Here is a 26,010-nt window from a genome sequence, read left to right on the forward strand (position 1 = left end):
TCTGCGTAAGTTGATCGCTCTCTGATGTCGGCTCGCCAACTATCGCGGACATCCGCCAACTATCGCGAACGGTCACAGCGGAGCGGATGCCGGACGGACTGCGCGTCTGGAAGGTTTCACAAGAGCGGTGAGACAGCAATACTGTTGAACTCTGATGGACAGGTGTCGCGTCGGACAAGGCCGAGACCGGCCAGACACGGTGCGAGAGTGGCCAGGGAGTGAGGCGCAGCCGATGACTCAGCCGGTGACAGCGGAAGCGGACGAACCCGGGAGTCTTGGGCTGACCGTCGACGAGTTGGCGGCCCGCGCCGGGGTGACCGTGCGGACCGTGCGTTTCTACGGCACCCGTGGCCTGCTCCCGCCGCCGCAGATCGGCCCGCGCCGGGTGGGCAGGTACGGGCCCGAGCACCTGTCGCGGCTGGCGCTCATCGAGGAGTTGCAGCACCACGGGATGACCCTCGCGGCGATCGAGCGCTACCTCCAGCAGCTGCCGGAGGACATCAGCGCGCACGACCTGGCGATCCACCGGGCGCTGGTCGCCTCATGGACGCCGGACGCGGCCGGGGAGGCCACCCGGGAGCAGCTGGACCGGCGCTGCGGGCGCCCGCTGAGCGAAGCCGACATCGACCGGCTGGCCGCGATGAACGTGCTGGCCAGGACCGAGGACCCCGAGGTCTTCCAGGTCGATCCGGCGATCTTGCACTTGGGGGTGCGGCTGCTCGATGTGCCGATCTCGCTGGAGTCGATCCTGGCGGCCCGTACGGTGGTGCTCGACCACACCCAGGCGGCGGCGCGCGAGCTGAGCAGGCTGTTCCGGGACGAGGTGTGGGAGCCGTATCAGGAGCGGGAGTCCGACCCCGAGCGGGTCGCCGCGATGAAGTCGCTCTCCGCCCATATGCAGCCGATGGTGGTCCAGGCGCTGGTGACCGCGTTCCAGCGGTCCCTGAGGCAGGAGCTGCGGGAGTGGCTCAAAGACGGCTGAGCCACTCCTGCGCTCCGGCTGCTCCGGCTTCAGGGGCGAGTCCCGGACCCGGCGCGCGAGCCGGGTCCGGGGGCCGGGTCAGGCGTCGCTGAACTTCTCGCCCTTCTCGGCCTTTTCGAGCAGCAGCGCGGTCGGCGTGAAGCGCTCCCCGTAGCGCTCGGCGAGTTCCCGCGCGCGGGCCACGAAGCCGAGCAGGCCGCCCTCGTAACCGTTGATGTACTGGAGCACACCGCCGGACCAGGCAGGGAAGCCGATGCCGAAGATGGAGCCGATGTTGGCGTCGGCGACCGACGTCAGCACGCCCTCTTCCAGGCAGCGGACGGTGTCGATCGCCTCGGCGAACAGCATCCGCTCCTTGAGGTCCTCGAACGGGACGGTGCCCTCGGTGAACGCGGTGCCGGTCCCGAAGTGCTCGCGCAGCCCCGGCCACAGACCGGCGCGCTTGCCGTCCACGTAGTCGTAGAACCCGGCGCCGCCACTGCGGCCTGGGCGCTCGAACTCCAGGACCATCCGGTCGATGACGGCCTCCGCCGGGTGCGTCTCCCAGACGCCGCCCGCCTCCTCGACGGCGCGCTTGGTCTCCTCGCGGATCTTGCGCGGCAGGGTGAGGGTCAGCTCGTCCATCAGCGCGAGGACCTTGGCCGGGTAGCCCGCCTGGCCCGCGGCCTGCTCGATGGTGCTCGCCGGGATGCCCTCGGCGAGCATCGAGACACCTTCGTTGATGAAGTGGCCGATGACGCGGGAGGTGAAGAAGCCACGTGAGTCGTTCACGACGATCGGGGTCTTCTTGATCTGCCGTACGAGGTCGAAGGCGCGGGCCAGCGCGACGTCGCCGGTCTTCTCACCCCGGATGATCTCCACCAGGGGCATCTTGTCGACGGGCGAGAAGAAGTGCAGGCCCACGAAGTCCACCGGGCGCCGTACGCCCTCGGCGAGCGTGGTGATCGGCAGCGTCGAGGTGTTGGAGCACAGCAGCGCGTCCGGCTCGATGACGCCCTCGATCTCCTGGAACACCTTGTGCTTGAGCGCGGTGTCCTCGAAGACCGCCTCGATCACCGCGTCGCAGCCCGCCAGGTCCCGCGGGTCGGCGGCCGGGGTGATGCGGGCGAGCAGCGCGTCCGCCTTCTCCCGCGTCGTACGGCCCCGCGAGACTGCCTTGGCGCACAGCTTCTCGGAGTAGCCCTTGCCCTTCTGGGCGGCCTCGACGCTGACGTCCTTGAGGACGACCTCCATCCCGGCCTTGGCGCAGGAGTACGCGATGCCCGCGCCCATCATGCCCGCGCCGAGCACGGCGACCTTGCGTACGGTGTACGGCGGGGCGTCCTTGGGGCGGTTGGCGCCGGAGTTGACGGCCTGGAGGTCGAAGAAGAACGCCTGGGTCATGTTCTTGGAGATCTGGCCGGTGACCAGCTCCGTGAAGTACCTGGCCTCGATGGTCTGCGCGGTCTCGAAGTCGACCTGCGCGCCTTCGACCGCGGCGGCCATGATGTTGCGCGGAGCCGGGTAGTGGGCGCCGTTCAGCTGCTTCTTGAGGTTGGCGGGGAACGCCGGGAGGTTGGCGGCGAACTTCGGGTGCGCGGGCGTACCGCCGGGGATCTTGTATCCCTTGACGTCCCACGGCTGCTGCGACTCGGGGTGCTCGTCGATGAAGGCGCGGGCCTTGGCGATCAGTTCGTCCTGGTCGGCGGCGACCGCGTGGACGAGCCCGGCCTCCAGCGCGCGGGCGGGCGCGTACTGGGTGCCCTGGAGCAGCACCTTCAGCAGCGCGTCGGTGATGCCGAGCAGGCGTACGGTGCGCACCACGCCACCGCCGCCGGGCAGCAGGCCCAGGGTGACCTCCGGCAGGCCGATCTTGCTGCCGGGCGCGTCGAGGGCGATCCGGTGGTGGCAGGCGAGGGCGATCTCGTAGCCACCGCCGAGCGCGGCGCCGTTGATCGCGGCGACGACGGGCTTGCCCAGGGTCTCGATGCGGCGCAGGTCGCGCTTGACGTCGCTGCCCGCTTCGAGGACCTGCTGCGCCTGGTCGGGGGTGACGGCGATCAGGTCGCGCAGGTCGCCGCCCGCGAAGAAGGTCTTCTTCGCCGAGGTAACGATGATGCCGCGGACCGTGTCGCGCTCGGCCTCAAGCCGGTCGGCCACCGTGGCGAGGGACGCCTTGAAGGCGGCGTTCATGGTGTTCGCGGACTGGTCGGGGTCGTCGAGGACGAGGGTGACCACGCCGTCGTCGCTCCGCTCCCAGCGGATCGTGCTGCTCTCGGTCATCTGGAGGTCTCCATGAGGATGTTGAGGGGGACGCGGGGACACGGTCGCGGCGGATTCCCGGCCGCTCCCGCTGCGCTGGGCGGGCGCTGCCTTCCCGGTTCACGCGGGGCGCGCGCCGTCGTGGCGGGCCCGGCGGCGTGGACCGGCGGTGCCGGGGCCGGCCGCGACCGGCGGGGAACTGCGCGGACTCAGAGGCGTTCGATCACCGTGGCGGCGCCCATGCCGCCGCCCACGCACAGGGTGATCAGGCCGTACCGCTGGTCGCGCCGCTCCAGCTCGTCGATGAGCGTGCCGAGCAGCATCGCGCCGGTCGCGCCGAGCGGGTGGCCGAGCGCGATGGCGCCACCGTTGACGTTGACCTTGTCCAGGCTCAGGCCCATGTCCTTGACGAAGCGCAGCACGACCGCGGCGAACGCCTCGTTGATCTCCACCAGGTCGATGTCGTCGATGGTCAGGCCCGCCTTGGCGAGGGCCTTGCGGGAGGCGGGGGCGGGGCCGGTGAGCATGATGGTCGGGTCGTCGCCCGAGACGGCCGCGGAGACGATGCGGGCGCGCGGCGTGAGCCCGTAGCGCTCTCCCACCTCGCGGTTGCCGATGGCGACGAGCGCGGACCCGTCCACGATGCCGGAGGAGTTGCCCGCGTGGTGTACGTGCTCGATGGCCTCGACCCAGTGGTACTTCTGGAGGGCCACCGCGTCGAAGCCGCCCATGTCACCGATCCCGGCGAAGGACGGCTTGAGGGACGCCAGCGACTCGGCCGTCGTACCGGGCCGCAGGTGCTCGTCGCGGTCGAGGACGACCAGGCCGTTGCGGTCACGGACCGGCACGACGGAACGGTCGAACCGGCCGTCCTTCCACGCCTCGGCCGCCCGGTCCTGGGACAGCGCGGCGAAGCTGTCCACGTCGTACCGGGAGAAGCCCCCGAGGGTGGCGATGAGGTCGGCGCCGATGCCCTGGGGGACGAAGCCCGTCTCGTAGTTGGTCATCGGGTCGGCGAACCAGGCGCCGCCGTCGGAGGCCATCGGCACCCGCGACATCGACTCGACGCCGCCCGCGAGCACCAGGTCCTCCCAGCCGGAACGCACCTTCGCCGCCGCCATGTTGACCGCTTCCAGGCCGGAGGCGCAGAAGCGGTTCTCCTGGACACCGGCGACGGTGTCGGGCAGCCCGGCGGCGATGGCGGCGACCTTCGCGATGTCGGACCCCTGGTCGCCGACCGGGCCGACGACACCGAGCACGATGTCGTCGATGGCGGCCGGGTCCAGATCGGGGAAGCGGCGGCGGATCTCGTGGATCAGGCCGACGACCAGGTCGATGGGCTTGGTGCCGTGCAGGGCGCCGTTGGCCTTGCCGCGCCCGCGCGGGGTGCGGATGGCGTCGTATACGTACGCTTCGGTGCTCACGTCGGAAGCCTTTCAAAGGGAGCGGGGCGGGGGTCTCCCACCGGAGACCGGGGAGGGGTCAGGAGAGCAGGGACCGGCCGATGATCTCCTTCATGATCTCGGTCGTACCGCCGTAGATCGTCTGGATGCGGCCGTCCGTGAACGCCCGCGCGATGGGGTACTCGGTCATGTAGCCGTAGCCGCCGTACAGCTGGAGGCAGCGGTCGGTCACCCGCTTCTGCAGCTCGCTCGCCCACCACTTGGCCATCGAGGCGTGCGCGGCGTCGAGCTCGCCCTTGTCGTGGTCGACGATGCAGCGGTCGACGAAGGCGCGGGTGACCGCGCACTCGGTGGCCATCTCGGCGATCTCGAAGCGGATGTGCTGGAGCTTGGCGAGCGGACGCCCGAACGCCTCGCGCTCCTTGACGTAGCTCATCGTCGTCGCCAGGACGTGCTCGGCTCCGGCGATGGAGGCCACGGCGATGTTCAGCCGCTCCTGGGCGAGGTTGGTCATCAGGTGGATGAACGCGCCGTCCAGCTCGCCCAGCAGGTTCTCCTTCGGCACGACCACGTCGTTGAAGAACAGCTCGGCGGTGTCCTGGGACTTCTGGCCGATCTTGTCGAGGTTGCGGCCGCGCTCGAACCCGGCCATGCCGCGCTCGACGACCAGCAGGCTCAGTCCGCGCGCCCCGCCCTCGGGCGTCGTCTTGGCCACGACGATCACCAGGTCGGCGAGGATGCCGTTGGAGATGAACGTCTTGGACCCGTTGACCACCCAGTGGTCGCCCTTGTCCTCGGCGGAGGTGCGGATGGCCTGGAGGTCGGAGCCCGCGCCCGGCTCGGTCATGGCGATGGCCGTGATGATCTCGCCGGAGCAGAACCCCGGCAGCCAGCGGCGCTTTTGCTCGTCGGTGGCGAGCGAGGTCAGATACGGGCCGATGATGTCGTTGTGCAGACCGAGCGCGAGGCCCGGCGCGCCCGCGCGGGTGAACTCCTCACCGAGGACCACGCTGTAGCGGAAGTCGTCGTTGCCGCCGCCCCCGTACTCCTCCGGCACCGCGAGGCCCAGGAGGCCCTGCCGGCCAGCCGCCAGCCACGCCTCCCGGTCCACGATGCCGTTCCGCTCCCACCGCTCGTAGTGCGGCAGCACCTCCTTGGCCAGGAACGTCCGCACGGTCTCGCGGAACGCCTCGTGGTCGGCGGTGAAGATCTCGCGCTTCACGTCTGTGTCTCCTCCTGGGGGCGGATGCCCGTTCGCTGCCTGGCGGGTGTCTCGGGTGCGCGGTGGTGCCGGTCAGCCGGCCGTCTCGGTGAGCGCGGGGACGTCCCAGTCCCCGGCCACCTCGGCGGTGTGCGCGCCCGGCAGCGCCGGGGGCCGCCGTACGTCGCCCTGGGTGGCCGAGAAGCGCGGGGCGGGGGCGGGCTGGACGATCCCCGCGTGCTCGGTGAAGGTGCCGCGGGCCGCGAGGTGCGGGTGCGAGGGTGCCTCGCGCAGCGACAGCACGGGCGCGGCGCAGGCGTCGGAGGGGGCGAAGACGGCCGTCCACTCCTCGCGGGTACGGGTCTTGAAGCGGGCGGCGACGGCGGCCCGCAGCTCCGCCCACCGTGCGAGGTCCCCCTGCTCGGGTGCCTGGTCCGCGATGCCGAGGAGCCGGACGAACTCGGCGTAGAACTGCGGCTCCAGCGCGCCGACCGCCATATGGCCGCCGTCGGCGGTCTCGTACACGCCGTAGAACGGGCAGCCGCCGTCGAGGAGGTTGGCGCCCCTGCGGTCCTGCCAGCTCCCGGCCGCCATCATGCCGTGGATCATGGAGGACAGATGGGCCGTGCCGTCCACGATCGCCGCGTCGACGACCTGCCCGGCGCCGCCGGGGGTGCGGGCGTGCTGGAGGGCGGCGAGGACGCCGATGACGAGATAGAGCGAGCCGCCCGCGTAGTCACCGATGAGGTTGGCCGGGATGGCGGGCGGCCCGTCGGGAGGACCGATCATGCCGAGGACGCCGGTGATGGCGATATAGCCGATGTCGTGTCCCGCCCGGTGGGCGAGCGGGCCGTCCTGGCCCCAGCCGGTCATCCGCCCGTAGACCAGCCGCGGGTTGCGGGCCAGGCACTCCTGCGGGCCGACGCCGAGGCGTTCGGCGACGCCGGGGCGGTAGCCCTCGATGAGCACGTCGGCGCGCTCCGCCAGGTCGAGCACGGTGCCCGGCCCGCCGGTGGATTTCAGGTCGACGGTCACCGAGCGCTTGTTCCGGTTGGTGATGTCGTGCGCCGGGTCGATGGCCATGCTCGGCCCACCGGGCCGGTCGACGCGTACGACGTCGGCGCCGAGGTCGGCGAGGAGCATCGCCGCGTAGGGGCCGGGGCCGATGCCCGCGAGCTCGACGACGCGCACCCCGGTCAGCGGCCCTTGCTGTGCTGCCGTCATGCGGCCCCCACGTCGTTGTGACACCACTGCTGTAACACCACTGATGCTAAGAACACGTTCCAGTTTCCACAACCCCCAGATCCGCGGCCGCCACGGCTGGCCGGGAGCGCACGAAAACCCCCGACCGGACGGCCACTTGGCTCTTCCGTTCGGGGGCTCACCGGGAGGGTCCCGCACCTGGTCCACGCGGCGGCGCCCCACCCGTACGACGCGCGCCGGGGCCCCCGCCGAGGGCTCGGGGGCGACCGGCGAGGGCGGCGGGCCGGGCGGAGGTCAGCTCGCGTCCAGCTCCGCGACCAGCCGCTTCGGCGCCACGACGCGGTAGCTCTCCTCCACCCAGTCGCACAGGAGCTCGGCGGCGGGAGCGTCCTGCGGGGTCAGCGGCACGATCACCCATCCCGCCTTGCCCAGCCCGTACCCGCAGGGCTCGGCGCCCGGCGCGGCCATGGCGTGCTCATGGGCCTGCGGGTCCTTGAGCTTGACGGTGATCGCGGGGCGGTCGCCGCCGCCGTCCACGGACGCGTCGAGGCCGAGGAAGACGAAGATCTTCTTGTTGACCTTCACGACGCTCTCGCCCCAGGGGAACTCCTCCACCGCGCCCGGCAGGGTCAGGGCGAACGCCCGCACGCGCTCACGCACCTTGAGGGGGCCTGTCAAACCTGTCAAACCTGCCATCGGGCCTCCGTATCGCTGTCGCCGTCGCACTGGATGACCGCCACGGGCACGCGGCCGGTCAGCAGCCGCTCCGTGCGTCATGGCCCGCGTCGCACGGCCCGGCCCCTGGTTCGGCGCCCGGCACGCCGTCCCGCGTGGCCGCCTCCACGCTAGCCCCGGCCACTGACAACGGCGCGGGCACCAGATGATCGTCGGGCGCGTCCGGGTCGGTCAGCCGCGCCAGCCGCTGGGGGACGTTGCAGCCGACCAGGACGATCACCACCAGCGTCAGGCCGGATGTCAGCGTGGCCAGCGCCCGCCCCAGGGACATGCCCTCGGCCAGCCGCGCTCCGAGCACCGGGGCGACCGCGCCGCCGAGCGCGCCGACGTTGTAGACGAAGCCCAGGGAGGCGGCCCGGTTCTCCGTCGGGAAGTGGCTGGCGATGTATTTGGGCAGGATGCCGGAGATGCCCTGGCTGAGCGCGAGCAGGGCGAACAGCAGCACTCCGAGTCCCACCAGACTCTCCTGGACGGCGAACACCGGGAAGACGAAGCCGAGCGAGGCGGTCAAGGTCCACGCGTAAGCGCGCCGGGTGCCAAGCCAGTCGCCGACGAACCCCGCCAGCCAGCAGCCGCACATGGTGCCGAACCCGGCGTAGAACATGACGTCGGTGACCTGCGACGGCGAGTACCCCATCTCGGTCTTGAGGTAGGTCGGCAGCAGCGCCTGGATCGGCCAGCTGTAGAGGAACGCGCAGAACACGGTGGCCATCAGCGACACGTACAGCACCCAGCGCCGCCGCCCGCCCAGCTGCACCGCGAACGCGATCAGGCAGCCCGCGGCGAGGACCGAAAGCGGCCACACCAGGCCCGCGCCCGCCGGGGTGAACACACAGAACAGCGCGACACTGGCGAGGACCGCGAGCACGGTGTTCAGCCACGCGCGCGCCCGCTCGGCGAACAGCGGCGCGAACGGGTTCGGCCGCTCCCGCGCGGTCCCGACCTCCGCGCTCCAGTCCGCGGCCTCGGGCAGCGACCGCCGCACCCACAGGGCGACCAGCACCGGCAGGACGCCGATCCAGAACATCCAGCGCCAGCCCCAGTTCGGCACCACCCATTCGTACAGCTTCGAGGCGATGATCGTGCCGCCCGCGTAGCCGGAGATCAGGAACCCCGAGGCGCGGTTGCGCAGCCGGGGCGGCCAGCTCTCCAGTACGTACGTCGCGCTCGCGCTGTACTCCCCCGCCATCCCCATGCCGATCAGCAGCCGGGCGACGAACAGGCTCGTGTACCCCCACGCGAAGCCGCACGCGAAGGTGCCGAGCGAGTACAGCAGAATGCTGGCGATCATCGCGCTCTTGCGGCCGTAGCGGTCGCCGAACGCGCCGAGCAGCGCCCCGCCGAGCCAGCGGGTGATGAAGGCTCCCGAGACGAGGCTGGCGGCCTGCACCGTGCTCAGGTCGAACTCGTCGGCGATCTCGGTCAGGACAAGGGTGATCAGGACGAAGTCGAACCCGTCCAGCAGATAGCCCACCCAGGCGGCGAACATCGCCTTCCACTGCCGCGCCGACACCTCGCGGTACCACCGCGTCCGCTCCTTCGCCGGGGCACTCACGGCAGCAGCCCGGCGTCTTCGAGGAGTTGCCGGACCCGTTCGACCGCCTCGTCGTCGAGCGGGACCTGCGGCGCCGCGGTGGCCGGGCACTCGATGACGCCGAGCAGCCGCAGGGCGGCCTTGAACCCGCCGAGCCCCGCGGAGCTGGCGCCCATCACCGCGGGGTCACCGGCGCCGGTGATGGCGAACAAGGCGGCGAGCCGGTCCTGCTCGGCGGCGGCCTCGGCCCAGCGGCCCGCGCGGGCGTGCGCGTACAGCCGCACATAGCCGTCCGGGTCCACGTTGCCCAGGCCGGGCACGACGCCCCGCGCTCCGGCCAGCAGTGCGCCGTCGACGCAGAGTTCGGAGCCGGTCAGCACGGAGAACCGCGTGTCCAGCCCCTGGCGGCGGGCCTCGACCAGCAGGCGGCGCAGGGCGCCGTCGTCGCCGCTGCTGTCCTTGAACCCGGCGATCGTGCCGTCGGCGGCGAGCGGCAGCAGAAGGGACGCGGTCAGCTTGGTGCGCACGGCGACCGGGATGTCGTAGGCGAACAGCGGCAGCCCAGTGCCCGCGCGCACCCGGCGGAAGTGATCGGAGATCTCGGCGGGGTGGGTGCGGGTGTAGAAGGGCGCGGTGGCGACGAGTGCGTCCGCGCCGCAGGCGGCGGCGCTCGCGGCCTGTTCCAGGACGCGCGCCGTCGTCATGTCGATGACCCCGGCGAGCACCGGCACCCGCCCGTCCGCCGCTTCGACGACCGTTTCCAGGGCGGTGCGGCGCTGGGCGTCGGTGAGGTACACGCTCTCGCCGCTGGAGCCGAGGGCGAACAGGCCGTGCACGCCCGCGCCGATCAGCCGGTGGGTGAGTGCGGCCAGGGAGCGGGTGTCGATGTCGCCCGCGTGGGTGAGGGGGGTGCACAGCGGCGGGATCACGCCGCTGAGGGGGACGGGGAGGCGCATCGGGGATCAGCTTTCTGCGGATGCCGGCTGAAGGTCTGCGAGACGGGCGCGGAGGGGTGAGGGATGAGGCCAGAGAACAGATCAGGGACAATTGGGCCAGTCCGGACGTTGGACGTCCTACATCTGAGCCCGAATGTGACGGAGCGTCGGGGGGCTGTCAAGCCATCGGGCCCGGCCCGTCGCTCATTGACCCGGCGTCAACAGCTGCCTACTGTGGCGGCCCCCGGCCGCGCGCGGCGCGGGATCACCGGGTGGCCGACGACACGGATGGAACCGCGATGCCGCGAGCAGCGGAACGGGCACAGCGCACCTACGACCTGGTGCTGTTCGGGGCGACCGGCTTCGCGGGCGCGCTCACCGCCGCCTACCTGGCCGAGCACGCCCCCGACGGATTCCGCTGGGCGCTCGCGGGGCGCAGCGAACGGCGGCTCGGGGAGCTGCGCGCGCGGCTGGCCGCCATCGACCCGTCCCACGCCGGGCTGCCGCTGCTCACCGCCGACATCACCGACTCCGCCGCGCTGCGCGAGATCGCCACCAGCGCGCGCGTCGTCGCCACCACCGTCGGCCCGTTCCTCACCTACGGCGAACCGCTGGTCGCGGCCTGCGCCGAGGCGGGCACCGACTACGCCGACCTCACGGGGGAGCCGGAGTTCGTCGACCGGATGTACCTGCGCCACCACGAGCGCGCCCGCACCACCGGCGCCCGCATCGTGCACGCCTGCGGCTTCGACTCCATCCCGCACGACCTCGGGGTGCGCTTCACGGTCGGACTGCTCCCGGAAGGGGTGCCGCTGCGCGTCGACGGCTTCGTCCGCAGCAACGCGACCTTCTCCGGCGGGACCTTCGCCTCCGCCCTGACCGCCGCCTCCCGCCCCGGCGGCATGATGCGCGCCGCCAGGGCCAGGCAGCGCGTCGAACGCCGCCCCGCCGGGCGCTCGGTGCGCGCCCCGCTCGGCACGCCGCACCGCAACCGGGACGTCCGCGCCTGGGCCCTGCCGCTGCCCACGATCGACCCGCGGATCATCGCCCGCTCCGCGGCGGCGTCCGAGCGGTACGGGCCGCATTTCCGCTACCGGCACTTCGCGGCCGTACGGCATCTGCCGGTGGCCGTGGCAGGGGTCGCCGGCCTCGGCGCCGTGCTCGGCCTCGCGCAGATTCCCCCGGCCCGCGCCTGGCTGTCGGGCCGCCGCAAGCCCGGCGAAGGCCCGAGCGAGGAGCGGCGCGCGAAGAGCTGGTTCACCGTCCGCTTCGTCGGCCAGGGCGGCGGACGCCGGGTCGTCACCGAGGTCTCCGGTGGCGACCCCGGCTACGACGAGACGGCGAAGATGCTCGCCGAGTCGGCCCTGTGCCTGGCCCTGGACGACCTTCCCCGCACATCGGGCCAGGTGACGACCGGCACAGCGATGGGCGACGCGCTCACCGAACGGCTGACCCGCGCGGGCCTGGTCTTCCGCGTGGTCGAATCCGGCTGAGCCCGGCGTCGGCGCGGATCGGCGTCCCGCCTCTCCCGGAGAGAACGACGTCCGATTCCCGCCAGCTTCCCGGACGGCCGGTGCGCAGCATGGTGCGCATGAACACCGACACACAGACCCCGCCGCACACCGGGACGTACGAGATCCGGGCCATCCCGCAGGAGGTGGTGGCCGCGCTGCGCGAACTCGACGACGCGGGCCAGCCGCCGCGCTCCGTGGTCGACGAGGACGGCGGCAGCCCGCTGCGCTGCTGCATGGGCCGGAGCAAGCCGGGCGAGACCATATACCTGGTGTCGTACGCGCCGCTGCGCCGCTGGGCCGCCGAAACGGGCGCCACGCCTGGGCCGTATCTGGAGCTGGGCCCGGTCTTCATCCACCGGGAGGACTGCGGTGGCTGGCCGCTGAGCGGACTCGGCGACTCAGGCTTTCCGCGCGAGATGTGGGGCGAGCGCAGGGTGCTGCGCGCCTACACGGCGTCCGGCGACATCCTCGGCGGGCGGCTCGTCGAAGGCGAGGACGCCGACGTCGAGGGCGCGCTGGCCCAGTTGTACGACGACCCCCGCGTGGCAGCCGTGCATGTCCGGGCCGTGGAGTTCGGCTGCTTCCTCGTGGAGACGCGACGCGCGGCGCAGGGCGGCTGAGCAGGCCCGCTGATCAGTCCCACAGGTTGCTGACCACCCCGGCGTAGGACGTGCACAACTGCCACAGCAGCCAGAAAGCCCCGTACACAATGCCGATCAACAACACCGTCGCCACTACGGGGTCCAGTCTTCGCTGCCAGCGAGACCGGTTCATCGACCGGTAGTCATGCTCTTCCATACCCTCAAGATATCGACAAAAGGCAACTTGTTTTTCCCTTCCGGCAATTACCGTCCGGTATCGGCCAGCGCCCTGCGGCACAGCGCGTCCGCCCTGCGGGTGGTCTCCGGCAACCGGTAGCGCGGCGTCAGCAGCAGCGTGTGGGCGCAGGCGGCGTCCAGATCCAGCCGGTGGCCGACGGAGACGAAGACCGGTTTCACGCCACTTCGGGTCCGCAGCGCCCGGCCCACTTCCTCGTCGCCGTCCCACAGCGGGGCGGCGTCACCCCGGGACGGGCCCGGCTGCTCGTAGCGGAAGGTGAAGGGGTTCTTCGCAACACCGATCGTCGGCAGCCCGGTGAGCACCCCGAGGTGGCTCGCCAAACCGAACCGGCGCGGGTGGGCCAGTCCGTAACCGTCGCAGACCACCAGGTCCGGGGGTTCGCTGAGGCGGTCGAGGGCGGCCAGGACGGTGGGGATCTCACGGAAGGCCAGCAGCCCGGGAACGTACGGGAAGGAGACCCTGCCCACCGCGGTGGTCTCCTCGACGACGGCGAGGGTGAGCGCGTCGAGCGCCACGGCGGCGGCAGCGACGAGGTCGCGGCCGTCGTCGTAGGCGACGTCCACGCCGACGACGACGCCCGGCGCGCCGGGCTGAAGGCCGGTGCCGCTCGGGGCGGTCCGTTCGACCCGGGCGCGCAACGCCTCCTGGACGGCGGTCGCTTCGGCTTCGGTCGTCGGCCAGCCGGCAGGCGGCGCCACGGGCGGTTCGGAGGAGGGGCTCATGTCACTGATCATGCTAAGCGAGCCCGAGAGGCGGCCCCCCGCCGGGCCCGGTGATCACCCGCGTACCCTGGCGCCATGTTCCTCCTTGAGCTCAGCTACAGCGCCCCGATCGAGCGTGTGGACGCCGTACTCGCCGACCATGTGGCCTGGCTGACCACGCACTACGAGGCGGGCGTCTTCATCGCCTCCGGGCGGAAGGTGCCGCGCGACGGCGGGGTCATCATCGCCGTGGGCGACGACCGGGCGGAGATCGAGAAGATCGTCGCCACGGACCCGTTCACGGTCGCGGGAGTATGCACGTACCGCGTCACGGAGTTCGTGGCGACGAAGACCGCCCCCGCGCTGGCCGCGTACCAGCAGACGCTGCCTGCTTGACCCGCGCGCGAGCGGGCGCGTAGGCCGTGTCCGGTGCATCGTGCTGGGGGCCCCTGTCCGTGCGTCGCGGGCCGCGGGTGCGTCGTGGCTGATCGCGCAGTTCCCCGCGCCCCTAGCGGGGCACACCCCTGCGCCGCAGCGTGCGGGGGCCTTTCCCGGAGCTGGCGGCCTGGGCAGCCCCAGGCTCAGCCCCTGGCCGTGCGTCGCGGACCGCCGGTGCGTCCTGACTGGTCGCGCAGTTCCCCGCGCCCCTCACGGGGCACTCCCCTGCGCCGCTGCGGGACAGCCCCGAGCCGCCGTACCGGTCCGCCCGGACGGGCGGACCGGTACGGCCCGGCTACCGGCCCGTCGTCGGAGTCAGTGACAGCCGGGCGAGGCGTCCCTTCTCACCGGCTGCCCAGCAGCTCAGGTCGGGGGTGCAGGCCACCGTGTCGTACGAGCCCTTGTCGAAGGTCCGCCAGCGGCGGCCGCCGTCGGTGGTCAGCTCGCTGCCTGTCGGGCCGACCGCGAGCGCGGCGGACCGGCTGTGCGGCAGCCATGCCACACCCGAGCGGTAAGCGGGCGGCTGCCGTCGCGCGGGCGCCCAGGAGGCGCCGCCGTCGCCGCTGACCGCCGCCGTCAGCGGCGACGTCTCTCCCGAGCGGTAGTCGCCGCCCACGGCGAGGCCGTGCCGGGTGTCCCGGAAGGCCAGCGCGAAAACACCCCGTGCCGGGTCACCGGCCGGGAGGGGAGCGGTCGTCGCCGACCAGGTCAGGCCACGGTCCGCGGAGTGCAGCACGCGGGCGGTGGCGGCGCCGCCGGTGGCGATCCACGCGTCCCGGCCGCCCGAGCTGACCAGGCACTGGCCACTGGCGGCGAACGCGGCCTCCCCCGGCTGCGCGGCGGGCATCCCCGCCGACGGCAGCACGCGCCAGCTCCGCCCGCCGTCGCCCGTGGAGAGGACGCGGTACTTGCCGTCCACCGGATCGCTCAGCGCGATGCCGTGCCGCGCGTCGAAGAACGTCATGCAGTCGTAGAAGGCCGCCGGGTCGGTGTTGCGGAAGCTCTCCGTCCAGCTCGCGCCGCCGTCCTCCGTACGGAAGACCCGGGACGCCTCTCCCTCGCCGATCGCCAACACCACCGCGCGCCGCCCGTCGAACGCCTCGACGTCCCTGAACTCCAGACCACCGGCGCCGGGAGGCGAGACGTCACGCCAGCCGCGTCCCCCGTCGCGGGTGCGCAGCACGGTGCCCTTGGTGCCCGCCACCCACGCGGTGTCGCGACTGACGGCGGCCAGCCCCCGGAAGCGGGCGTCGCTGCCGCTCTCGGTGAGCCGCCAGCCCAGCGGCGCCTCCGCCGTCTCCCCCGCCGCCCCGGCCCTCGCGCCGTGGCCCGGCTCCGCGCCCGCGGGCGCGGAGAGCACAGCCGCCAAGACCAGCCCGCACAGCCCAGCCGACATCATCCGTCGCGTCGTCCCCATGCCCCTCATGGCGGTGGAAGCTAGCCCATCCGCCGGGCGGCGTCCACGGTTGGCGCACGGCAGCCGAACAGCTGTCACCGAATAGCGAGCGGGCGGCACCGTTCTTACAGTGGTGCGGGGGAACCTGGGAGGTGCCCTTTGGAAGAGCATGACGACGCCACGGGACAGCGGCGCATTCTGGAACGCATCAGCGCGATGGTGAACGACGAGAGGGACCTCCGGGACCAGCTCGCCGACGGAACGATCGACGCGCCGACGGAACGGGAGCGGCTCGCCGAGCTTGAGCGCGCGCTGGACCAGTGCTGGGATCTGCTGCGCCAGCGCCGCGCGAAGCGCGAGTTCGGCGAGGACCCCGGCGCGGCGCAGGTGCGCCCCGCCTCGCAGGTGGAGGGCTACGAGTCATGACCGCCGAGGTGCGCGATGTGATCGAGGAGCACCGTTACGAGGCGCACGTGGACGGCTCACTCGCCGGATTCGCCCAGTACGTCCGCACCCCGCACCTGATCGCCTTCCTGCACACGGAGGTGGACCCCTCCTACGAGGGCCAGGGGGTCGGTGCGGATCTGGCCAGGGCCGCACTGGACGCGGCGCGCGCGGACGAGCTGCGGGTGCTGGCGGTGTGCCCGTTCATCCTCAACTGGATGGCCCGGCATCCGGAGTACCAGGAAATGGCGTACCAGAACCGCAGCCAGGTCTCCGACTGACGTCAGGACCGCGGACGAGGAGCCGAGTGCCATGGGCACCGAACACGGAAAGCCGTACCGCGGGGCAGTCGCCACCGTGAGCTTCGAGGCGGGGCGCTGCCTGCACGCCGCGGAATGCCTGCGTGGTCTGCCGCAGGTCTTCGACCTGGAGAAGCGGCCGTGGGCGCAACCCGACCGGGCCCCCGCCGAACTGGTCGCCGAGATCGTGCGGCGCTGCCCGACCGGGGCGCTCCAATACCGCCTGGCCGATGGCCAGGAGGAGGCCCCGGACCGGCCGACCTCCGTCGTCCGTACCCGCACGGGGCAGTTCGTGCTGCGCGGTGACGTGCGCGTCATCACGCCGGACGGCCCGCGCCAGGAGACGCGGCTGGTGCTGTGCGGCTGCGGCGCGAGCGCCAACCAGCCGTTCTGCGACCACGCGGGCGCCTGCGGGACCGCGTCCGGCGACTAGCCGGGCGGGCCGGCCGGGCCCGGTGCCGGGCCGGTGCCGGGCCGTCAGCGGTACCAGCAGGCAGCCCAGCCCGGGACCCGCGGTTCGCAGCGCCCGCCGCCTGACGTGCCGGCCGTCGGCGACGGTGTCGGCGAGGAGGCCGTCGGCTCCGGTGTGGGAGTGGGCGTGGGCGTCGGGGTGGGGGTGGGGGTCGGCGTAGGTGTGGGCGTGGGTGTCTCGGTGGGGGTGGGCGTCGGCGTGGGCGTCTGGGTGGGCGTCGGTATGCCGGTGGGGGTGGGGGTCGGGGGCAGCGTGGGCGTCGGTGCCGGGGGCGTCTCCTCGCCCGGCTTCCCGCTCTCCCGCCCCGTGGGCTCCGGGTCCGTGCCGGGCTTCGACTCCACCGGCGCCGGAGCGCCCTCGGTGGCCGACGCCGAGGGCCGGGGCGACGCGGGCGCGGACGCGCTGGGAGGAGCGGACGACGTCGCACCCGGTGAGGACTCCCCGCCGCCGGTGGACGGGGCGGGGCGCGACGCGTCCGGTGCGCGGGTGGAGGCCGCCGCGGGCGCGTCGGCTCGCTGGCGGGACGCCGCCCCGTCACCACCGCCGAGCGCCAGCCCCGCGGCGACCGCCACTCCGGCGATGGCCACCACACCGGCCCCGGCCACCGCGGCCCCGACGGGTCCCGCCTGGCTGACCTGGCCGCGCAGCAGATGCCGTACGGATGTCCAGGCACCGGCACCCCCCGCCTTGCCGGCACCCGCCCCGGCGGCGCCGAGCAGCGGCACCAGGAACTTCGCGCCGCCACCCGCGAACAGCACCAGCAGCGCGGGCCCGACGAGCGCGGGCAGCCGGGTGTTCGCCTGGACCAGCACGGCGAGCCGGTCCCGGCAGTCCGGGCAGTCCTCCACGTGCAGCGCGATGGTCTCCGCCTGGCGGGGCGAATCGGTGCCGCGCACGTGCGCGGGCATCCGCTCCCAGTGCGCCGCGCACGCCGGGTTCTCCGGGCTGCCCGGCTGCTCGCTGAGGAACGCCTGCCGCATGCCTTCCCTGGCCCGGTGCAGCAGGACGGCGGTGGCGCCGGTGTTCGTCCCGAGCTGGCGGCCGACCGTCTCCAGCGGCTGGTCCTCCGCCTCGGCCAGCCACAGCGCCTTCACCCAGCGCTCCGGCAGACGGCCCATGACCCGGGTGAGCAGATCCACGTACGCGACGCGCTGCGACGGGTCCTGGCTCACGCCGCTCACGCCGGGCCACGGCTGCTCGACAGCGCCCGCCAAGGGGTCGTGAGGGATCTCCTGGGAGGCCCATCCGCCGCTGGTGGAGAGGTTGCGGACGGTGGTGGTCAGGTAGGCGGGGACGTTGTCGATGCGGTGGCCGGCGCGCAGTCGGCGCCAGACGCGGAAGTGCGCCTCGGCGACCAGATCTTCGGCCATCCAGGTGTTCCTGGTCAGGCTGCGCGCGTACGCGACGAGACGGGGGTGCTCCCGTTCGTACAGCCGCGTGTAGGCGGTGGTGTCCAGTACTGGAGAGGTCTCGGACATGTGGGAGGGCACCTCTGGGTGTGACGCGCGATAAGACGGGGACTCGTGGGCTTCGTAGGGGTTGGTAAGCGTAGAACCCGAATGTGGGGACTACCCGCGGGTCGTGACGCAACTCACGCGGGGTTTGAGTGCACTGGCGTAATGCACCGGCCGTCTAACGGGTCGAAGAGGCAAGGACCCGCACCAAACGAAGGGAGCAGGCGTTGTCCACCGTCATTGACCAAGCCGTCGAGGCCCGGCTCATCGCGGCCGCGCCGAAGGCCCGCGCGATCGCCGCGCATCTGCGGTACGAGGCGAGGGACCCGTTCGCGATCCACGTCTCGTTCCCTCCTATGGCGTCCCTCGACGGGATGGAGGTGGAGTGGACGTTCGGGCGCGAGCTGCTGGAGGCCGGCTTGCGTGGCTCGGCGGGCAGCGGCGACGTCCATCTGTGGCCCTGCGGTCCGGAGCGGACCGTGCTGGAGCTGCACGCGCTGGAGGGCATGGCGATGGTGCAGCTGAACACCGCCGACCTCCGCGAGTTCCTCAGCCGGTCCTACGCTCTCGTCCCCGAGGGCAGCGAGGACGGCCAGCTGGACGTCGACGCCGACCTCGCCGCGCTGCTGCGGGACGCCTGAGCCGATGACTCTCCGGTGCCCCGCCAGCGCGACGCCCGGCTCCGGCGCCGGGCCAGGCGACGACACTGCCGTCGCCGGTCTCGCCACGTCCCCGGCCGGTTCGCACACCCGGTCCGCCACCCAGCCCGCTCCCCTGACGCCCACCCCGGCGCGCGACGCCGGTGGCACGGCCACCGCCGTCCTCACCACGGCGGCCCGCAACGTACCCGCCGACTCGGTCAGCGGTGCCAGCGGTGACGTGTGCGCCGTCCAGCACACCCCGTTCGGCACGCGGTTGCTGATCGGTGACGTACGCGGCAAGGGCCCGAGGGCCGCCGCGGGGGCGGCCGCACTGCGGGAAGCCTTCGTCCAGGCCGCCGACCGGACACCGCGGCTTCCCGCCCTGGCGAGCGTTCTGGAGGCCGCGCTGTCGGCCCAGTCCACGGCGTCGGCGGAGTCCCTGCCTCATCCCCGGTCGTCCGGTGCACCACCCGGGGCACCCGAACAGCCCGTACGCCACGGTCAATTCACCATGAACACCGCGAACGGCATGGAGAGCGCGAACGGCATGGAAGCCGGGCATCCCGGGCCGACCGGCTTCGGCCCCGAAGCGGACGAACACCTCGCGGACGAACACTTCGCGACCGTGCTGATCGCGGAGATCAACCCGGACGGCGAGACGGTACGCCTGCTCAACCTCGGCCATCCCGCGCCCCTGATGCTGCTCCCCGGCCGGGTGCGGAGGCTGGAGCCACGGCGGCGGAGCCTGCCGCTGGGGCTGAGCCGCTTCGCCGGTCCCGGCGAGCCCCCGGCGGGAACGGACACGGTGCCGTTCCCCGAGGGCGCCTCGCTGCTGCTGTTCACGGACGGGGTCACCGAGGCGCGGGACGCGGAAGGCGTCTTCTACGACCCGGTGGCGCGGCTGGCCAGGTTCGGCAGCGCGGCCCCCACGGACCTGATCGACGTACTGCACCGCGACGTCCTGCGGCACACGGGCGCGCCGCTCACCGACGACATGGCCGTGGTCGCGGTCCGGCGCGCCGCCCGGATGTCCGGCTGCCCCGGCCCGCGCTACCGGCGGCGCCCGAAGAGGGTGTTCAGCTCCGGGTAGCCGAGTCCTTCGGCGAACGCGTCGTACGTGCCGTGGGTGAGCAGTTCGTGCGCCGCCCGCCGCGTGAGCGCGTGGACAGCCTGGGCTATGCCCGCGCCGACGCTGACCCGTGCGACACCGAGTGCGGCCAGTTCCTCCACCGGGGGCGCCCCGGGCCCCGCCATCACGTTGAGCGGGGCGGCGATGCCCTGGACGAGCGCGGCGACGGTCTCCGGTTCGACGACGCCCGGCACGAAGATCCCGTCCGCACCGGCGGCGACATAGGCCGCCGCCCGGTCCAGGGTCTCTGCCAGCCGGGCCGTGGGGTCCCCGACGGACTTCAGATACAGATCGGTGCGGGCGTTGATGAACAGCGGCACCCCCGCGCTGTCGGCGGCGCTCCTGGCGGCCGCGATCCGCTCCGCGTGTTCCTTCGCCGTACGCACCGGGGAGGCGCCGCCGTAGTACGCGTCCTCCAGGTTCACCCCGACCGCCCCGGCGGCGAGTACGCCACGGATCGTCTCGGCGACACCCTCGGGGTCGTCCGCGTAACCGCACTCGATATCGGCCGTCACCGGCACGTCGACCGAGGCGACGACCCGGGCGACGAGGTCCAGCGCCTCGCTCCTGGCCAGCCCTTCGCCGTCGGCCGACCCCAGTCCCCAGCCGACGCCCGCACTGGTGGTGGCCACGGCACTGGCCCCGGCGCTCTCGATGATCCGCGCGCTGGCGGTGTCCCACGCGTTGGGCAGGGTCAGCACCCGGCCGCCCGTGTGCAGGTCACGGAAGATCCTGGCCCGCTCGGCCAGCGCTGTCGTCTCACGGTTGTCGCTCATGGGCCGATTCCATCAGCCCGCCACGACAGGGGCTGGCGGTTTTCCGACATCACAGTGGTGGGGCAGAGTCTTGCCAGTGCTCCGCGGCTGATTCGCCGTGTTCTCACCGCAACCGTCGCGGCGCTATGTCGGTCACCTTGGGTGTCAGCATGAGTATCAGCCGCCGCTCCCATGTCGGCGGCGTACGAAGCGAGGACCGTCAAGGGCCCGTCCGTACGCCGACTTGGGAGAGGGCAGGCCCCGGGACCGCACGCGCCCGCTACGGGGCGCGGGACGACCGGGCCGATCAGAGCACGGGAACAGGGGGGCGCGGGGTGGGGAGCGCGACCGAGATCGAGAAGTTCGCGGAGTTTCTGCGGATGCTGAAGGAACGGTCAGGACGGAGCTACGGAGTACTGGCCGGGCGATTGCATGTCAGCACGTCGACACTGCACCGCTACTGCAACGGCGACGCCGTACCCGCGGACTACGCACCAGTGGAACGACTGGCCCGGCTCTGCGCGGCGAACTCCGAGGAACTGGTCGAGCTGCACCGCCGCTGGATTCTCGCGGACGCGGCCCGCCGCTCTGGTTCGGCCCGCGGCGCGACCACACGCCCGAGCCCGGCCCAAGCCACCGACGCGGACACGGACACGGAAACGGAAACTGGCACCGGCACCGAAGCCGAAAGCGACAGCGACAGCAACGGCGACCGCGTCCGCACGGGCACAACCACCAGCACCAGCACCAACACCAGCACCAGCACCAGCACCAGCCGGGACCAGCACCACCGCCAGGCCGGATGGCCGCCGTCGCAGCCGCGCCTCCGGTGGGGCGCGTGGAGCCAGGGGCGCGCCCCGTGGCAGGGGCGCGAGCGTCGCGTAGCGGTGTGGGCGGCCGTCGCCTCGGTGCTTGCCGCGACCGCCATAGGTGTGGCGGCCGCGCAGTCCTCGTCGTCCGGCGACGGCAGCGACAAGCGCGCGGCCGCGCGCCCCGGGACGGACCCCTCGCCCGGTACGTCGGCGACAGCGGGCCCGCACCACAAGGACCCGCTGGGAGAGAAGGGCGAGGAGAAGGCCAGGGAGAAGAACGGGGAAGAGAAGGAAGACAAGGAAGGCAAAAAGGAGCCGAGGCCGGGCGAGAAGCGGGAGAACGGGGCACCGTCCGGTGGGGCGCGCGGCCCTGGCGCGTCGGCCGGGCCTGATGGCGACGGGCCGCCCAAGGACACGGGTGGCGACAGCGCTGTCCCCGTCTCCGTCAGCACCCGTTCGCATGTCTGGGAGAACGGCTGCGACCACCGGTACCTCATCAACCGGCCGCCCTCCGATGTCGCCCCGCCGCCCGTCGAACAGGACGCGCCCGGCTGGGCCGGAGCGCATCGCGCGGTGCACGGCGGTACGACGAACGTCGAGGTGACGGTGGAGGGCCGGTCATCGCGTGCGGTGGTGCTGCGCGCGCTGCACGTACGGGTCGTGGGGCGCGGGGCCCCGCTGGCCTGGTCGTCCTTCGCCATGGACAACGGGTGCGGCGGTTCGCTCACCCCGCGCGCCTTCTCCGTCAACCTCGACGCCGCCCGCCCGCTGGCCCAGCCCACCGACGGCCACGACGGCGAGAAGCCTCTGCCCGCCGTGCGCTTCCCGTACCGGGTCTCCGCCACCGATCCCGAGGTGCTGCGCGTCAACGCCCGTACGGTGAAATGCGATTGCAGCTGGTATCTGGAGCTCGACTGGGCCAGCGGCGGCCGTAAGGGCACGGTGCGGATCGACGACGGCGGCAAGCCGTTCCGTACGAGTGGGGTCAAGGGACGGCCGGACTACGGCTACTGGGCGGCCGACGGGGGCTGGGTGACCGGCGACTCCTGAGCGGGAGGCACTCCGCTCGCTCATCTACAGCCACCTCCAGCCATGAGCAGCCATTCGCGGCCACGTTTAGCCATGTACGGCAATGCGCGCGGCGGACATTCGAGCGGTCGTACGCATATCGCCCACCCTCATCGCGCGCACGCGGCGCGCATTACACCTTCCCGGGGTACGCGCATTCCACCGCGACGTCGACTGCGACCACGATCACAAGCTCCTGAGCGGGGCGCGGCTTGCGTTATTAGGCAAGCCTTACTTAATGTTCGTCGCGCATCTGGACAGTCGGAACACACAGCGGATCGGGGTCAGCGTGAACGCGACGAGAAGGCAACTCCTCTGGGCCACAGGCGCATTGGGGGCGACCACCCTGCTCGGCGCGTGCGGAGGCAACGACAAGAAATCCGGTGCCCAGTCCAATTCATCCGAAAAACCCCGCAAGGGCGGCACCTTGAAGGTCGGTGCGCTCGGCCGCTCCTCGGCCATCACACGCGACCCGCACGGCGTACAGGCCAATGAGAGCGACTACCTCATCATCAGCCTGCTCTACGACACTCTCACCGCGCCCGGCGAGAAGACCAACACCGCGCCGCGCCTCGCCGCGGACTGGAAGGCGTCGAAGGACCTCAAGACCTGGCGCCTGACGGTCGCCAAGGACGCCACGTTCCACGACGGGTCCCCGGTCACCGCCGAGGATCTGGTCTGGTCGCTGCGGCGGCTGCGCGGCACCCCGTCGGGCGCCTCCCGTCTCCCTGGCATCAAGCCCGAGAACATCAAACCGCTGGACGACAACGGCGTCATCCTCGTCTCCGACTATCCCAACGCCGAGCTTCCCCAGCTCCTGCGGCTGTCCACGTTCATCCTGAAGAAGGGCACCCCGGAGAAGGAGATCCACAAGAGCCCGGGCACCGGCCCGTTCAAGCTCGCGTGGTTCCGCGGCGGCAACGCCCGCCTGGTGCGCAACGACAAGTGGCACGGCGGCGAGGTGATGCTCGACGCCGTCGAGGTACGGCTCTTCGAGAGCCCGCAGGCGATGTCCAACGCGCTGCTGTCGGGCCAGATCGACCTCGCTTCCAATGTCGGCGCCGTCTCCGCCCGCACCGCTGAGAAGCGCCAGGACATCCAGGTCATCCGGCGCCCCGACGACATGGCGATGCCCATCGTGATGCGCGCGGCCGACGGCCCGTTCGCCGACGCCCGGGTGCGTGAGGCGATGCGGCTCGCCGTCGACCGTGACGCCATGGTCAAGCAGGCGCTGTCCGGGTACGGCAAGGTCGGCAACGACGTCATGGGCACCGGCGACCCCGCCTACGACCGGTCCATACCCCAGCGCGTACGCGACCTCGACAAGGCCAAGAAGCTCCTGCGGGAGGCCGGTTTCGACCTCTCCAAGACGTACGAACTCGTCACCACCGAGGACGTCCCCGCACTCGCCGAGGCCGCCACCCTCTTCGCCACCCAGGTCCGCGAGGCCGGGGTCAAGGTGAAGGTGGTCAAGCGGGAATCCGCCGTCTTCTACGACAAGACCTGGCTCAAGGGCGACCTCTACACCACGTACTGGGGCACCAACGACTCCGTGGTGTTCTTCGCCAGCAAGACGCTGTCCTCCGACTCCGCGCAGAACGAGGCGGGCTGGAAGGACTCCACGTTCGACGCCGCGTACCGCAAGGCGATGCGTACCGCCGACGCGAGCGAACGCAAGTCCCTGCTGCGTGAGCTCCAGAAGATCCAGCACGAGAAGTCCGGTTACCTGCTGTGGGGCGTGGCAGACGGTATCGACCTCGCCGCCGCGGCCGTGCGCGGCCTTCCCAAGATGCCCGGTTACGGTCGCGTCCAGCTTGAGCACACGTGGCTGGCGCGCTGAGGGACACGGCGAAGCGGTCCGCAGCAGGCGGGGACCGCTCGCCCGCGAGCGGTCCCGCAGCCGATCCCGCGACCGCGGAGCGGCGGCCCGGCGCACGGGCCGCCGCCGCGCTGCTGCGCCTGGCCGGGCTCCTGGCCCGGCGCGCGCTGCTGCTCGCCGTGCTTCTCGCCCTCGTCTTCGCCGCCGTCGAACTCCTGCCGGGCGACGCGGCGACCGCCACGTCCGAACGCGGCGAGAGCGCCGCTGACATCGACGCGCGGCGCGCGCTCCTCGGCCTGGACCGGCCCGTCCTCGAACGCTTCGCCGACTGGATGGCCGCGCTGCCCACCGGCGATCTGGGCACCTCGGCGCGCGGTGAGCCGGTCAGCTCGCTGCTGAGCGGCCCGTTCCCCAACACGCTGCTGCTCGGCGGCCTCGCACTGCTGCTGACGGTCGCGGTGTCGCTGGCGCTGGGGTGCTGGGCGGCGCTGCGGCCCGGCGGCCTCGTGGACCGGGCCGTCTCCGGGACGGCGACGGCGGTGCTGGCGCTGCCCGAGTTCGTCGTGGCCGTCGCGCTCGTGCTCGTGTTCTCGCAGTGGACGGGCTGGCTGCCCGCCGTCACCCTCACCGACGCCTCCGGCTCCCCCGCCTCCTGGGACATGCTGATCCTGCCGGTCCTGGCCCTGGCCATCCCCCAGATCGGCTGGAACACGCGCATCGTCCGCGCCACCCTCGCCGACGAGGCCAAGGCCCCGCATGTGGAAGCCGCGATCATCGACGGGCTGCCCAGACACCGGGTGCTGACCCACCATCTGCTGCCGGGAGCGCTGCCCGCCATCGCCGCGGGCGCGGCGACCTCGACCGGAATGCTGCTCGGTGGCGCCGTCGTGGTCGAGACGATCTTCAATTACCCGGGGGTCGGCACGGTGCTCTCCGGCGCCGTCACCGACCGGGACAGCCCCGTCATCGCCGGTGTCGTGACACTGACCGGCGCGGTCATCAGCGGTGTGCTCCTGCTGGCCGACCTGGTACGGGCCAAGGCGTCCGGAGGGCGCGTATGACATCCCCAGTACGGGCTTCCACGGACCGCCCCGAACAGCCCGAACACCCCGGCCGCGTCAGGCGTCCCGGCCGCGCCGGTATCGCGCTGCGTACGCTGCCCGCGCTGCTGCTGGTCACCCTCGCGGTGGCCGGGCCGTGGCTGGCGCCGCACGCCGTGGACGCGCCCCTCACCGCCCCGTACGCCGAGCCGAGCGCCGACGCCCCACTGGGCGGCGACCAGCTCGGCCGCGACGTGCTGACCCGGCTGCTCGCCGGGGGGCGGCAACTGATCGGCACCTCCCTGGTGGTGGCCGTGCTCGTCACCGGCCTGGCCGCCGTGCTGGGCGCGGTCAGCGCCCTGCGGCCGAGCGTCGGCCGGTTCGTGGAACGGGCCGCCGACGTCCTGATGCTGCTGCCCGCCGTGCTCGGCATCCTGCTGATCTCGCTCTCCTGGCCGGACGGCGACCGGCTCGCTGTGATCACCGCCGCCGTCGTGATGGGCGTGCCGTACGCGGTGCGGCTGACGGCGGGCGCGGCCGCCCCCATCGCGTCCTCGGGCTATATCGAGGCCGCGACGGCGGGCGGCGAAAGCCTGTGGCATCTGGTCGTCCGCGAGGTGCTGCCGAACTTGCGCGCCACCTTGCTGGCCCTGTTCGGGCTGCGGTTCGTCGCCGCCGTGTACATCGTGGCCACCGCGGGCTTCCTCCAGGTGGGCCCGCAACCACCAACGGCCGACTGGGCCCTGATGATCCGCGAGAACTCGGCGGGCATCGTGCTCAACCCCTGGTCGGTCGTCGCCCCCAGCATCGCCATCGGGCTGCTCGCCATGAGCGTCAACCTGGCCGCCGCCGCCCTCGCCCCGCAGACCGGCCGGAAGGCGGTGACCGCGCTATGACCCACAACCCGCGCTGGCAGTCCGAGACAGCGCCCCCCTCCGGCGCGCCCCGGCCCAC

At 72.5% G+C, this 26,010-nt stretch carries 25 protein-coding genes; 13 read left to right on the forward strand and 12 right to left on the reverse strand.

Features of this window, described 5'->3' with window-relative positions:
* Positions 1-232: 232 nt before the first annotated feature.
* Positions 233-982, forward strand: coding sequence for a MerR family transcriptional regulator (locus AC5P1B_RS18800; protein ID WP_493888445.1), 750 nt, complete (start codon positions 233-235; stop codon positions 980-982).
* Positions 983-1,060: 78 nt separating this feature from the next.
* Here AC5P1B_RS18800 and AC5P1B_RS18805 read toward each other — a convergent pair whose 3' ends face one another.
* The 7 genes from AC5P1B_RS18805 to AC5P1B_RS18835 all read right to left on the reverse strand — a co-directional run bounded on the left by AC5P1B_RS18805 (position 1,061) and on the right by AC5P1B_RS18835 (position 10,255).
* Positions 1,061-3,244, reverse strand: a complete 2,184-nt coding sequence (locus tag AC5P1B_RS18805) for a 3-hydroxyacyl-CoA dehydrogenase NAD-binding domain-containing protein (protein WP_493888446.1) — start codon at positions 3,242-3,244, stop codon at positions 1,061-1,063.
* A gap of 188 nt (positions 3,245-3,432) precedes the next feature.
* Complete coding sequence (locus AC5P1B_RS18810) at positions 3,433-4,647, reverse strand: acetyl-CoA C-acetyltransferase (RefSeq protein ID WP_493888447.1); 1,215 nt, start codon at positions 4,645-4,647, stop codon at positions 3,433-3,435.
* Positions 4,648-4,705: 58 nt separating this feature from the next.
* On the reverse strand, positions 4,706-5,848 hold the full coding sequence (locus AC5P1B_RS18815; RefSeq protein ID WP_493888448.1) for an acyl-CoA dehydrogenase family protein: 1,143 nt from the start codon (positions 5,846-5,848) through the stop codon (positions 4,706-4,708).
* 72 nt (positions 5,849-5,920) lie between these two features.
* On the reverse strand, positions 5,921-7,051 hold the full coding sequence (locus AC5P1B_RS18820; RefSeq protein ID WP_493888449.1) for a CaiB/BaiF CoA transferase family protein: 1,131 nt from the start codon (positions 7,049-7,051) through the stop codon (positions 5,921-5,923).
* A gap of 273 nt (positions 7,052-7,324) precedes the next feature.
* A complete protein-coding gene (locus tag AC5P1B_RS18825; RefSeq protein WP_493888450.1) occupies positions 7,325-7,726 on the reverse strand; it encodes an MmcQ/YjbR family DNA-binding protein in 402 nt (133 codons plus the stop codon).
* 58 nt (positions 7,727-7,784) lie between these two features.
* Complete coding sequence (locus AC5P1B_RS18830; protein ID WP_493888451.1) at positions 7,785-9,320, reverse strand: sialate:H+ symport family MFS transporter; 1,536 nt, start codon at positions 9,318-9,320, stop codon at positions 7,785-7,787.
* The gene (locus tag AC5P1B_RS18835; RefSeq protein ID WP_493888452.1) at positions 9,317-10,255 is read right to left on the reverse strand and encodes a dihydrodipicolinate synthase family protein; all 939 of its coding nucleotides are present in this window, start codon (positions 10,253-10,255) and stop codon (positions 9,317-9,319) included. Before AC5P1B_RS18835 ends, AC5P1B_RS18830 begins: the two co-directional genes overlap by 4 nt.
* 278 nt (positions 10,256-10,533) lie before the next feature.
* On the opposite strand from AC5P1B_RS18835, the gene AC5P1B_RS18840 reads away from it, so the two are divergent.
* Together AC5P1B_RS18840 and AC5P1B_RS18845 are read left to right on the forward strand one after the other, a co-directional pair.
* Positions 10,534-11,727, forward strand: a complete 1,194-nt coding sequence (locus AC5P1B_RS18840; protein ID WP_493888453.1) for a saccharopine dehydrogenase family protein — start codon at positions 10,534-10,536, stop codon at positions 11,725-11,727.
* 98 nt (positions 11,728-11,825) lie between these two features.
* Positions 11,826-12,368 carry a DUF1203 domain-containing protein gene (locus AC5P1B_RS18845; protein WP_493888454.1) on the forward strand — a complete coding sequence of 181 codons (543 nt, stop codon included), beginning with the start codon at positions 11,826-11,828 and terminating at the stop codon, positions 12,366-12,368.
* Positions 12,369-12,381: 13 nt separating this feature from the next.
* Here the strand turns inward: AC5P1B_RS18845 and AC5P1B_RS18850 are convergent, their stop codons facing one another.
* Together AC5P1B_RS18850 and AC5P1B_RS18855 are read right to left on the reverse strand one after the other, a co-directional pair.
* Positions 12,382-12,546 carry a hypothetical protein gene (locus AC5P1B_RS18850; protein ID WP_493888455.1) on the reverse strand — a complete coding sequence of 55 codons (165 nt, stop codon included), beginning with the start codon at positions 12,544-12,546 and terminating at the stop codon, positions 12,382-12,384.
* Between the two features lie 47 nt (positions 12,547-12,593).
* The gene (locus AC5P1B_RS18855) at positions 12,594-13,310 is read right to left on the reverse strand and encodes an endonuclease V (RefSeq protein WP_493888456.1); all 717 of its coding nucleotides are present in this window, start codon (positions 13,308-13,310) and stop codon (positions 12,594-12,596) included.
* Between the two features lie 75 nt (positions 13,311-13,385).
* Between AC5P1B_RS18855 and AC5P1B_RS18860 the strand changes: the two genes are divergently transcribed.
* A complete protein-coding gene (locus AC5P1B_RS18860) occupies positions 13,386-13,685 on the forward strand; it encodes a YciI family protein (protein WP_493888457.1) in 300 nt (99 codons plus the stop codon).
* A gap of 337 nt (positions 13,686-14,022) precedes the next feature.
* On the opposite strand, the gene AC5P1B_RS18865 is transcribed toward AC5P1B_RS18860, so the two are convergent.
* Positions 14,023-15,153 (reverse strand): WD40/YVTN/BNR-like repeat-containing protein, encoded by a 1,131-nt coding sequence (locus AC5P1B_RS18865; RefSeq protein WP_493888458.1) that lies wholly within the window; start codon positions 15,151-15,153, stop codon positions 14,023-14,025.
* A gap of 129 nt (positions 15,154-15,282) precedes the next feature.
* On the opposite strand from AC5P1B_RS18865, the gene AC5P1B_RS18870 reads away from it, so the two are divergent.
* Genes AC5P1B_RS18870 through AC5P1B_RS18880 form a run of 3 tightly spaced genes read left to right on the forward strand, consistent with a single transcriptional unit; the run spans position 15,283 to position 16,299 of the window.
* The gene (locus AC5P1B_RS18870; protein ID WP_493888459.1) at positions 15,283-15,549 is read left to right on the forward strand and encodes a DUF2630 family protein; all 267 of its coding nucleotides are present in this window, start codon (positions 15,283-15,285) and stop codon (positions 15,547-15,549) included.
* Positions 15,546-15,848, forward strand: coding sequence for a GNAT family N-acetyltransferase (locus AC5P1B_RS18875; RefSeq protein ID WP_493888460.1), 303 nt, complete (start codon positions 15,546-15,548; stop codon positions 15,846-15,848). The genes AC5P1B_RS18870 and AC5P1B_RS18875 overlap by 4 nt, the downstream gene beginning before the upstream one ends.
* A gap of 31 nt (positions 15,849-15,879) precedes the next feature.
* Positions 15,880-16,299, forward strand: a complete 420-nt coding sequence (locus AC5P1B_RS18880; protein ID WP_493888461.1) for a (4Fe-4S)-binding protein — start codon at positions 15,880-15,882, stop codon at positions 16,297-16,299.
* 44 nt (positions 16,300-16,343) lie between these two features.
* Here the strand turns inward: AC5P1B_RS18880 and AC5P1B_RS18885 are convergent, their stop codons facing one another.
* Positions 16,344-17,816, reverse strand: coding sequence for a sigma factor (locus tag AC5P1B_RS18885; RefSeq protein WP_493888462.1), 1,473 nt, complete (start codon positions 17,814-17,816; stop codon positions 16,344-16,346).
* A 203-nt stretch (positions 17,817-18,019) separates the two neighbouring features.
* Here AC5P1B_RS18885 and ssgD point away from each other — a divergent pair, with 203 nt between their 5' ends.
* A complete protein-coding gene (gene ssgD / locus AC5P1B_RS18890) occupies positions 18,020-18,433 on the forward strand; it encodes a spore wall synthesis regulator SsgD (protein ID WP_493888463.1) in 414 nt (137 codons plus the stop codon).
* A gap of 4 nt (positions 18,434-18,437) precedes the next feature.
* Positions 18,438-19,523 carry a PP2C family protein-serine/threonine phosphatase gene (locus AC5P1B_RS18895; protein ID WP_493888464.1) on the forward strand — a complete coding sequence of 362 codons (1,086 nt, stop codon included), beginning with the start codon at positions 18,438-18,440 and terminating at the stop codon, positions 19,521-19,523.
* On the opposite strand, the gene AC5P1B_RS18900 is transcribed toward AC5P1B_RS18895, so the two are convergent.
* On the reverse strand, positions 19,484-20,338 hold the full coding sequence (locus AC5P1B_RS18900; RefSeq protein WP_493888465.1) for an isocitrate lyase/PEP mutase family protein: 855 nt from the start codon (positions 20,336-20,338) through the stop codon (positions 19,484-19,486). The genes AC5P1B_RS18895 and AC5P1B_RS18900 overlap by 40 nt on opposite strands.
* Before the next feature lie 149 nt (positions 20,339-20,487).
* On the opposite strand from AC5P1B_RS18900, the gene AC5P1B_RS18905 reads away from it, so the two are divergent.
* The 4 genes from AC5P1B_RS18905 to AC5P1B_RS18920 all read left to right on the forward strand — a co-directional run bounded on the left by AC5P1B_RS18905 (position 20,488) and on the right by AC5P1B_RS18920 (position 25,952).
* Complete coding sequence (locus tag AC5P1B_RS18905; RefSeq protein WP_493888466.1) at positions 20,488-22,179, forward strand: helix-turn-helix domain-containing protein; 1,692 nt, start codon at positions 20,488-20,490, stop codon at positions 22,177-22,179.
* 307 nt (positions 22,180-22,486) lie between these two features.
* The gene (locus AC5P1B_RS18910) at positions 22,487-24,037 is read left to right on the forward strand and encodes an ABC transporter substrate-binding protein (RefSeq protein WP_493888467.1); all 1,551 of its coding nucleotides are present in this window, start codon (positions 22,487-22,489) and stop codon (positions 24,035-24,037) included.
* Entirely contained in the window at positions 24,022-25,077 is a 1,056-nt protein-coding gene (locus tag AC5P1B_RS18915; RefSeq protein ID WP_493888468.1) for an ABC transporter permease, read from the forward strand. The genes AC5P1B_RS18910 and AC5P1B_RS18915 overlap by 16 nt, the downstream gene beginning before the upstream one ends.
* A complete protein-coding gene (locus tag AC5P1B_RS18920) occupies positions 25,074-25,952 on the forward strand; it encodes an ABC transporter permease (RefSeq protein WP_493888469.1) in 879 nt (292 codons plus the stop codon). The genes AC5P1B_RS18915 and AC5P1B_RS18920 overlap by 4 nt, the downstream gene beginning before the upstream one ends.
* The last annotated feature ends 58 nt before the right edge of the window (positions 25,953-26,010 follow it).

Source organism: Streptomyces sp. A01 (assembly GCF_059026195.1).

What these genes read in the sequence shown, in the direction of transcription:
- AC5P1B_RS18825 (WP_493888450.1), bottom strand. Translation starts at nt 7,726, where the DNA reads ATGGCAGGTTTGACAGGTTTGACAGGCCCCCTCAAGGTGCGTGAGCGC.
- AC5P1B_RS18820 (WP_493888449.1), bottom strand. Translation starts at nt 7,051, where the DNA reads ATGACGGCAGCACAGCAAGGGCCGCTGACCGGGGTGCGCGTCGTCGAG.
- AC5P1B_RS18860 (WP_493888457.1), top strand. Translation starts at nt 13,386, where the DNA reads ATGTTCCTCCTTGAGCTCAGCTACAGCGCCCCGATCGAGCGTGTGGAC.
- AC5P1B_RS18920 (WP_493888469.1), top strand. Translation starts at nt 25,074, where the DNA reads ATGACATCCCCAGTACGGGCTTCCACGGACCGCCCCGAACAGCCCGAA.
- AC5P1B_RS18905 (WP_493888466.1), top strand. Translation starts at nt 20,488, where the DNA reads ATGAGTATCAGCCGCCGCTCCCATGTCGGCGGCGTACGAAGCGAGGAC.
- AC5P1B_RS18850 (WP_493888455.1), bottom strand. Translation starts at nt 12,546, where the DNA reads ATGGAAGAGCATGACTACCGGTCGATGAACCGGTCTCGCTGGCAGCGA.
- AC5P1B_RS18900 (WP_493888465.1), bottom strand. Translation starts at nt 20,338, where the DNA reads ATGAGCGACAACCGTGAGACGACAGCGCTGGCCGAGCGGGCCAGGATC.
- AC5P1B_RS18865 (WP_493888458.1), bottom strand. Translation starts at nt 15,153, where the DNA reads ATGAGGGGCATGGGGACGACGCGACGGATGATGTCGGCTGGGCTGTGC.
- AC5P1B_RS18800 (WP_493888445.1), top strand. Translation starts at nt 233, where the DNA reads ATGACTCAGCCGGTGACAGCGGAAGCGGACGAACCCGGGAGTCTTGGG.
- AC5P1B_RS18895 (WP_493888464.1), top strand. Translation starts at nt 18,438, where the DNA reads ATGACTCTCCGGTGCCCCGCCAGCGCGACGCCCGGCTCCGGCGCCGGG.
- AC5P1B_RS18845 (WP_493888454.1), top strand. Translation starts at nt 11,826, where the DNA reads ATGAACACCGACACACAGACCCCGCCGCACACCGGGACGTACGAGATC.
- AC5P1B_RS18875 (WP_493888460.1), top strand. Translation starts at nt 15,546, where the DNA reads ATGACCGCCGAGGTGCGCGATGTGATCGAGGAGCACCGTTACGAGGCG.
- AC5P1B_RS18885 (WP_493888462.1), bottom strand. Translation starts at nt 17,816, where the DNA reads ATGTCCGAGACCTCTCCAGTACTGGACACCACCGCCTACACGCGGCTG.
- AC5P1B_RS18840 (WP_493888453.1), top strand. Translation starts at nt 10,534, where the DNA reads ATGCCGCGAGCAGCGGAACGGGCACAGCGCACCTACGACCTGGTGCTG.
- AC5P1B_RS18805 (WP_493888446.1), bottom strand. Translation starts at nt 3,244, where the DNA reads ATGACCGAGAGCAGCACGATCCGCTGGGAGCGGAGCGACGACGGCGTG.
- AC5P1B_RS18880 (WP_493888461.1), top strand. Translation starts at nt 15,880, where the DNA reads ATGGGCACCGAACACGGAAAGCCGTACCGCGGGGCAGTCGCCACCGTG.
- AC5P1B_RS18835 (WP_493888452.1), bottom strand. Translation starts at nt 10,255, where the DNA reads ATGCGCCTCCCCGTCCCCCTCAGCGGCGTGATCCCGCCGCTGTGCACC.
- AC5P1B_RS18855 (WP_493888456.1), bottom strand. Translation starts at nt 13,310, where the DNA reads ATGAGCCCCTCCTCCGAACCGCCCGTGGCGCCGCCTGCCGGCTGGCCG.